6 protein-coding genes are annotated in these 6,083 nt (G+C 42.2%); 4 read left to right on the top strand and 2 right to left on the bottom strand.

Annotation, left to right across the window (positions count from 1 at the left end; all coding sequences use genetic code 11):
* The first annotated feature begins 78 nt into the window (after positions 1-78).
* Complete coding sequence (locus tag F6K49_RS34000) at positions 79-1,644, top strand: NAD(P)H-quinone oxidoreductase subunit N (protein ID WP_293036863.1); 1,566 nt, start codon at positions 79-81, stop codon at positions 1,642-1,644.
* A 161-nt stretch (positions 1,645-1,805) separates the two neighbouring features.
* Here F6K49_RS34000 and F6K49_RS33995 read toward each other — a convergent pair whose 3' ends face one another.
* Positions 1,806-2,861 (bottom strand): sulfotransferase, encoded by a 1,056-nt coding sequence (locus F6K49_RS33995; protein WP_293103745.1) that lies wholly within the window; start codon positions 2,859-2,861, stop codon positions 1,806-1,808.
* A 1,048-nt stretch (positions 2,862-3,909) separates the two neighbouring features.
* Here F6K49_RS33995 and F6K49_RS33990 point away from each other — a divergent pair.
* From F6K49_RS33990 to F6K49_RS33980, 3 genes are all read left to right on the top strand, one after another.
* Positions 3,910-4,113, top strand: coding sequence for a hypothetical protein (locus F6K49_RS33990; protein ID WP_293022230.1), 204 nt, complete (start codon positions 3,910-3,912; stop codon positions 4,111-4,113).
* A gap of 193 nt (positions 4,114-4,306) precedes the next feature.
* Positions 4,307-4,759 (top strand): helix-turn-helix domain-containing protein, encoded by a 453-nt coding sequence (locus F6K49_RS33985; protein WP_293103743.1) that lies wholly within the window; start codon positions 4,307-4,309, stop codon positions 4,757-4,759.
* Positions 4,719-4,904, top strand: a complete 186-nt coding sequence (locus F6K49_RS33980) for a hypothetical protein (RefSeq protein WP_293036872.1) — start codon at positions 4,719-4,721, stop codon at positions 4,902-4,904. The genes F6K49_RS33985 and F6K49_RS33980 overlap by 41 nt, the downstream gene beginning before the upstream one ends.
* A gap of 175 nt (positions 4,905-5,079) precedes the next feature.
* Here the strand turns inward: F6K49_RS33980 and F6K49_RS33975 are convergent.
* Positions 5,080-6,083 (bottom strand): TonB family protein (locus F6K49_RS33975; RefSeq protein ID WP_293103740.1); only part of this gene is annotated, 1,004 nt, incomplete at its 5' end.

The following is a 6,083-nucleotide window of genomic DNA, read 5'->3' as shown; positions in this document are numbered from 1 at the left end:
CAACTAGCTACAATCACCGATATGATAAGAAAGTTAATCTGGATACTGAAATAACCATAGATCATATCATTAAAGCCTATGGATTTTGCCAATCTTGCCGCCCAGTTGAATGCTGGGGTAATTTTGCCAGAGGGAATTGTAGTTATTACCCTCTTGCTAGTGTTAATCATTGACCTGATTGCTGGGAAAAAGTCTGCTCAAACTATTTCCTATGTAGCCATTGGGGGTCTACTTGCTGCCATAGTTGCCCTGTACTTCCAATGGGATGCTGCAAATCCCATCGCCTTCTTTGGGGAATTTAATGGTGACACCCTGAGTGTGGCATTTCGTGGCATCATTGCCCTATCGACTGTGTCAACGATTTTGATGTCAATTCGTTATGTGCAGCAGTCGGGTACATCCTTGGCAGAATTTATTGGCATTTTGCTCACGGCTACTTTAGGAGGGATGTTCCTGTCCGGGGCGACGGAGCTGGTCACGATTTTTATATCCCTTGAAACCCTCAGTATTTCCTCCTACCTGATGACGGGTTACATGAAGCGTGACCCCCGTTCCAATGAGGCCGCGTTGAAATATTTGCTGATTGGAGCAGCCAGTTCAGCCGTGTTTTTGTATGGTGTCTCCCTATTATATGGGTTATCTGGGGGAGAAATACAGTTGAGTGCGATCGCTGTTGGAGTTGCTGACCTAGAATCCGGTCAATCCCTAGGTCTTCTGATTGCCTTGGTGTTTGCGATCGCTGGTATTGCTTTTAAAATCTCAGCAGTTCCTTTCCACCAATGGACTCCCGATGTTTACGAAGGTTCTCCCACCCCAGTGGTAGCGTTTCTCTCAGTTGGTTCTAAAGCCGCTGGCTTTGCTCTAGCAATTCGTCTACTGATCACTGCTTTCCCATTGTTAAGCGATCAGTGGCATTTTGTGTTCACTGCTTTAACTATCCTAAGTATGATTTTGGGTAACGTGGTTGCCCTAACTCAATCCAGCATGAAACGGATGCTAGCCTATTCCTCTATTGCTCAGGCTGGGTTTGTGATGATTGGTCTAATTGCTGGGACCCAAGCCGGTTACGCTAGCATGATTTTCTACATGCTGGTGTACTTGTTTATGAACTTAGGGGCTTTCGCTTGTGTCATTCTGTTTACCCTACGCACTGGTACTGACCAAATTAGTGAGTATGCTGGTCTTTATCACAAGGATCCCTTGCTGACTTTGGTTTTAAGTGTTTGTTTGCTCTCTTTAGGTGGGATTCCACCCTTTGCTGGATTCTTTGGTAAAATCTATTTATTCTGGGCTGGTTGGCAAGCAGGATTGTATACTTTAGTGTTAATAGGTTTGCTAACTAGTGTGGTTTCGATTTACTACTACATCCGTGTGGTCAAGATGATGGTGGTGAAGGAACCTCAAGAAATGTCGGATGTGGTGAAGAATTATCCCGAAATTCGCTGGAGTTTACCCGGTATGCGTCCGTTACAGGTCGGTTTAGTGATGTCGTTAATTGCGACCTCTCTGGCAGGGATTTTGTCCAATCCGCTGTTTTCTTTGGCCAATGATTCTGTTGTTAAAACCCCCATACTGCAACAGGCGGTGATTACTACTCAGCTGCCTCAAGGGGATCAGGTTTCATTCATGAGTGCTGATAATTGAAGTGCTCAGAGCCATAGACCCGAAGCGCCCCTTCCTGTAGGATAGGGCGCTAACAACAGATTTTAGATTGACTGAGTTAGCCTGACTTGAAAGTCAGGCTTTATCTTGATTTAAAACACTAGTGCCAGAAACCCCCTGTTCCCTTGCTGCATCCCTTTTACTCATTGGACAGAGTTTTGGGATAAATTTCTGGTCATGGATAATTGCAATGTCTTGAGAGTTACTAAAGCTTCACGGATTTTCCCTATCACTGGTTGAAGATTAGCTTTAGACAGTCTCCAATAGATGTACTGAGAATAATCTGCGTAGAACTTGAGTAACCTGTCAAATTGCCACGTTTTAGGAATACATTCATAGCCTAGATTGAGCATGGTTTTATAATTCAGAATCTCCAAGACTGATAGTTCTGAATCCCTAAGTTCGTGTTTCCAAGCCTGAATGCGATCGCTACTAACGGGTTGAAAGGTCTTGACGTGCCATCCTAACTCACCGGTCGCTACCAAGTTTTTTTGAGCATTTTTTTGATTAAACTCCAGCATTGATTCGCTAAAGGATACCCCTAGCCAATCACAAATTCCCTGGAGTTCTTCTTCTGGATTGATCACTAAGTCTTCGTAGAAGAGGATATAGAGCCGCTGGTCATTTTGATAGTGTTTAATAACCTGGAATAAATGTTGCCATTGTTGGGTTGTCGCTACCACATTGGCGATACAGCTTTCTTTCCAAGTCTTGGCAAATTTAAGCTCCTTTCGTTTTAGGGAAGCATAGATTGCTCTGAGATCTCGGATAATTAGAATTAATTTGGAATTATGGAAATACTTGAGAATGGTCTGAATATGATAGATATTCTCAGGATTTTTATCTCCCCAACAACCTGCTTGACCATCAAACTGCTGTAGATAGGTTTGATAAACTGTGGCGACTGCTGTTGAATAATTCAGTGGTTTCTGAGCTGTCAAATTTTCTCGCAACTGCTGTCGGTCAATGTTCCACTCCCGAAACCTTGGATCAGCGTAGATATCTGTCAAGAGGTTATCGATTTGATGGCTTAAGTCTTGGGATGAACCGTATTTTGGCTCCAGATTAACAAAAAACAGACTTTCAGGAGGAATACAAAAATCAGGATGAGCGGTCAGCATTAACCGCAAAAGCGTTGTTCCAGAACGTTCCATCCCAAAAATAAAAAGTGGCTGATTTTGTTGAGACAAAGATTCCATAGTGTGTCGATGAAGGTAGAGTTTATTTTTAAACTTGATCAATATAGCACCTTGACTTGTCTCAGCTTGCTTAGCTGATCTGTCCTATGGAGTTCAGTTGATTACTTATACTAGGCTTAATTAGCTTGAGTTAATTTAAAACTGTTAATTGCCAATTTTAAATTTTTATTTTCAATTAATGAACACCCAATACTGATAAGTAGTCAACGGAACTCACTATCAGCTTTTGACTATCTAATTCCCACTCCAATAGATAGCCCTAGTCTAGTATAGCACTACCCATTAAGATTAGGACATTTGTAAACTCCGAAACCTAGTCCTAGCTTACTTCTGACTTCTGACTTCTGACTTCTAACTTGCGCGTAGCGCTATAACTGTGAGCCAAAAAGGGATTACAGCAGTAGATTTAGGATACAGCATGCACCAGGACTGCAGGATTTTTAGTTTATTTGCCAAACCTTTAGGGTTTCTCTGTGTCGTTGAATCTTTTTAAAATGCTACCCTGTCTTGATGCAATAGCGAGTGGTTTTGGCGCTGCGTGGGTCACCTGCGTCCGCACCTTCAAAGCCCCATGGGAACCCCCAAGAGCGCACTCCATAACGCTTTTATTGAAATTATTCAGAATTGCTGAAAGCACGGAATTCAAGACCCTGATTTATCCAGGGATAGCCAACTCGTCTTCCTGTGCGATTTCAGAACTATCAAGAAACTATAACTTATGACTTAGGAATTCATCAGTCGGAACTGATCAGGCAATTAACCATCCTGAAATCACAATTCTGAAGTCGTTTGACAGCCTAATTGCTCCCTGATGATGAGGAGATACACCAAAGGTTTTTTACGATTAACAGTATATTTACTAAATTTTTACATTGTCAAGCCAAATTATCATAGATCAGCCTTAAGACGTAAGTTTGGTTAAAAATACCTCAAAATTGTTGAAAAATTAATAAAATTAATATATAATTTATTTTGTAATTAATATTATTTAAATAGATAAAAAATAGCTACATAAACTAGCTAAAATAATTTAATTCAATGTAAATTTATGTCGGAACCTACCCCCAAGCCAGACACCTCTGAAATTAACGAGTGGCGCAGAAAAATCGAAATCGCTAACCACAACAACATTTTTGGCCACTGCCGGACTTGTGGCTATCAATGGGTAGATTCCTCAGTTGATAAAACCTGTCCTCAGTGTAGTAGTAATGATGTAGAACGTATCTCCTGCTGGCAGTTTCCCGATGAGTGAGTGAGCATAATCGGTGTTTGGAAGGGACAGGGAATGCGATCGCATCAAACTTGTCTCAAGTCCGACCGATAGCACACCTAAGGTCAATTTACAAAATTTTCCATAGCCTTCTCCTTTTCGCTAATCAGGGGTTGTCTTAATCCTTGCTTTTCCTTTATAATACAACTATAGGAATAGTTTTTAAGAGGAACTTATGAACAAGTGCGTTTGTACTACCGAAGCGGCATCTCTGTTAGGAATCTCTTCGAGACGATTGCGACAACTCCTAGAGAAGGGTCGCGTCCGGGGTGCTTATAAAAGTGGGAAATTCTGGATTATTCCTCTGTTCAACCATATGCCCCAAATTATTAAAGGCACTAGAGGACCAAAAGGCAAATGGCGTACCAGTCGTCCTCCCGCTCTAGCCAAGATTAATGTCAACCGCAATCACATTGGCTCGAATATCCACAAAAGCCCAGAAGAGCGCAAGCCAGTGATTTCAGTAAAACGAAGTGGTAACAATTTATATGGCAACCAGGTAGAAATCCTCGGCCCATGTCGAATTACCTATCAGCCGGATAATCCACTGCCTTGTGGCGCTCGTCTATGGATTGAAACCTTCAGTGATGTCCACTTCATCGGTGGCAGTTTCCCTGCCAGTCGTTAATCGGGTTGAACGCGATGGACGTTCGCGTAGCGTCGGCTCTGCCGAGAGTCCCGCTTTCAGCGATCGCGTGGCCTATTGGCCAAGGTTGTCTCTCAGAATGCAGAATGCAGAATGCAGAATGCAGAATGTAGAATGTAGAATGTAGAATGCAGAATGCAGAATGGTTAATTCTTAATTCTTAATTCTTAATTCTTAATTCTAAATTCTTAATTCTTAATTCTTAATTCTAAATTCTTAATTCTTAATTCTTAATTCTTAATTCTAAATTAATGTTAATGCTCCATTGACCAACAACCCAGGCTTTAACTAACAGAAAGCTCTTATTTACATGACCTCGACGATGGTGTTGTAAAGGAGTCTATTCTGTTGCGCCTGCGAGCTGATCTAGATTTGAACTTGCATGCTTTATCCTCTTGTGAGTTTTGCTCTTCACTGGCTGCTGCTGCTGGAACGGATTCTTTCCCTGAGTTTTCATTAGTAGCTTGAGCTGGCTTGACTGGCACAGCTGTAGTGTTGGTAGTATTTTCCTGAGTCGGAGTATTTTCCTGAGTAGGAGTATTGTCCCGCACTGGTACTAACACCCTCCTGGGTTTAGGAGTATTTTCCTGAGTAGGAGTATTTTGCTGTACAGGCACTGCTCTAGGTTTAGGAGTATTTTCCTGAGTAGAGGTATTGTCCCGCACTGGTACTGACACCCTCCTGGGTTTAGGAGTATTTTCCTGAGTAGAGGTATTGTCCCGCACTGGTACTGTCACCCTCCTGGGTTTAGGAGTTGAGTCTTGGCTAGAGGTATTTTCCCGGACTGGTACTGACACCCTACTCGGTCTAGTGCTCGAATTTTCCCTAGCACTATTCGGTTTTACTGGAACTGATACTGTCCTATTGTTATCGGTAGAGTTATTATTAGCAGAGTTATTGCTAGGGGTTTCTGGCTTAGGAACTACTATTACTGGATTGTTGGCAGCAGCGTTTTCCCCACTAACAGTATTTGGCTTTGCTGGAACTGGCTGGTTAGCTGTTGACTCTTGGAAAACCGATAGACTAGGACAGTTGCCTTGATCATAGTCAAAGGCTACCTTGACCTGGTAGGGTTTTGTTGTACCACTTTGGTTGTTAAACTTGCGGAACTGAATATCTTCCAGTGCCTGCTGATTTAAAATGCCGTACCCTGCACTCTGAATCAGCTGTGCATTAGTCACTTCACCATCAGCACCTACTAAAATTCCGAAGACTGTTGTGCCTTCTAGTTTCTTAATACAAGCGTCTTTCGGATAAGTAGCACTAACTGTTATTGCTTCTGGTATGACTTCCTTTTTGGGTAAGG

The sequence above is a fragment of the Moorena sp. SIO3I6 genome (assembly GCF_010672095.1).
Note: the sequence above shows the minus strand (reverse complement) of the source record. Positions and strands in the feature narration are given on the sequence as shown.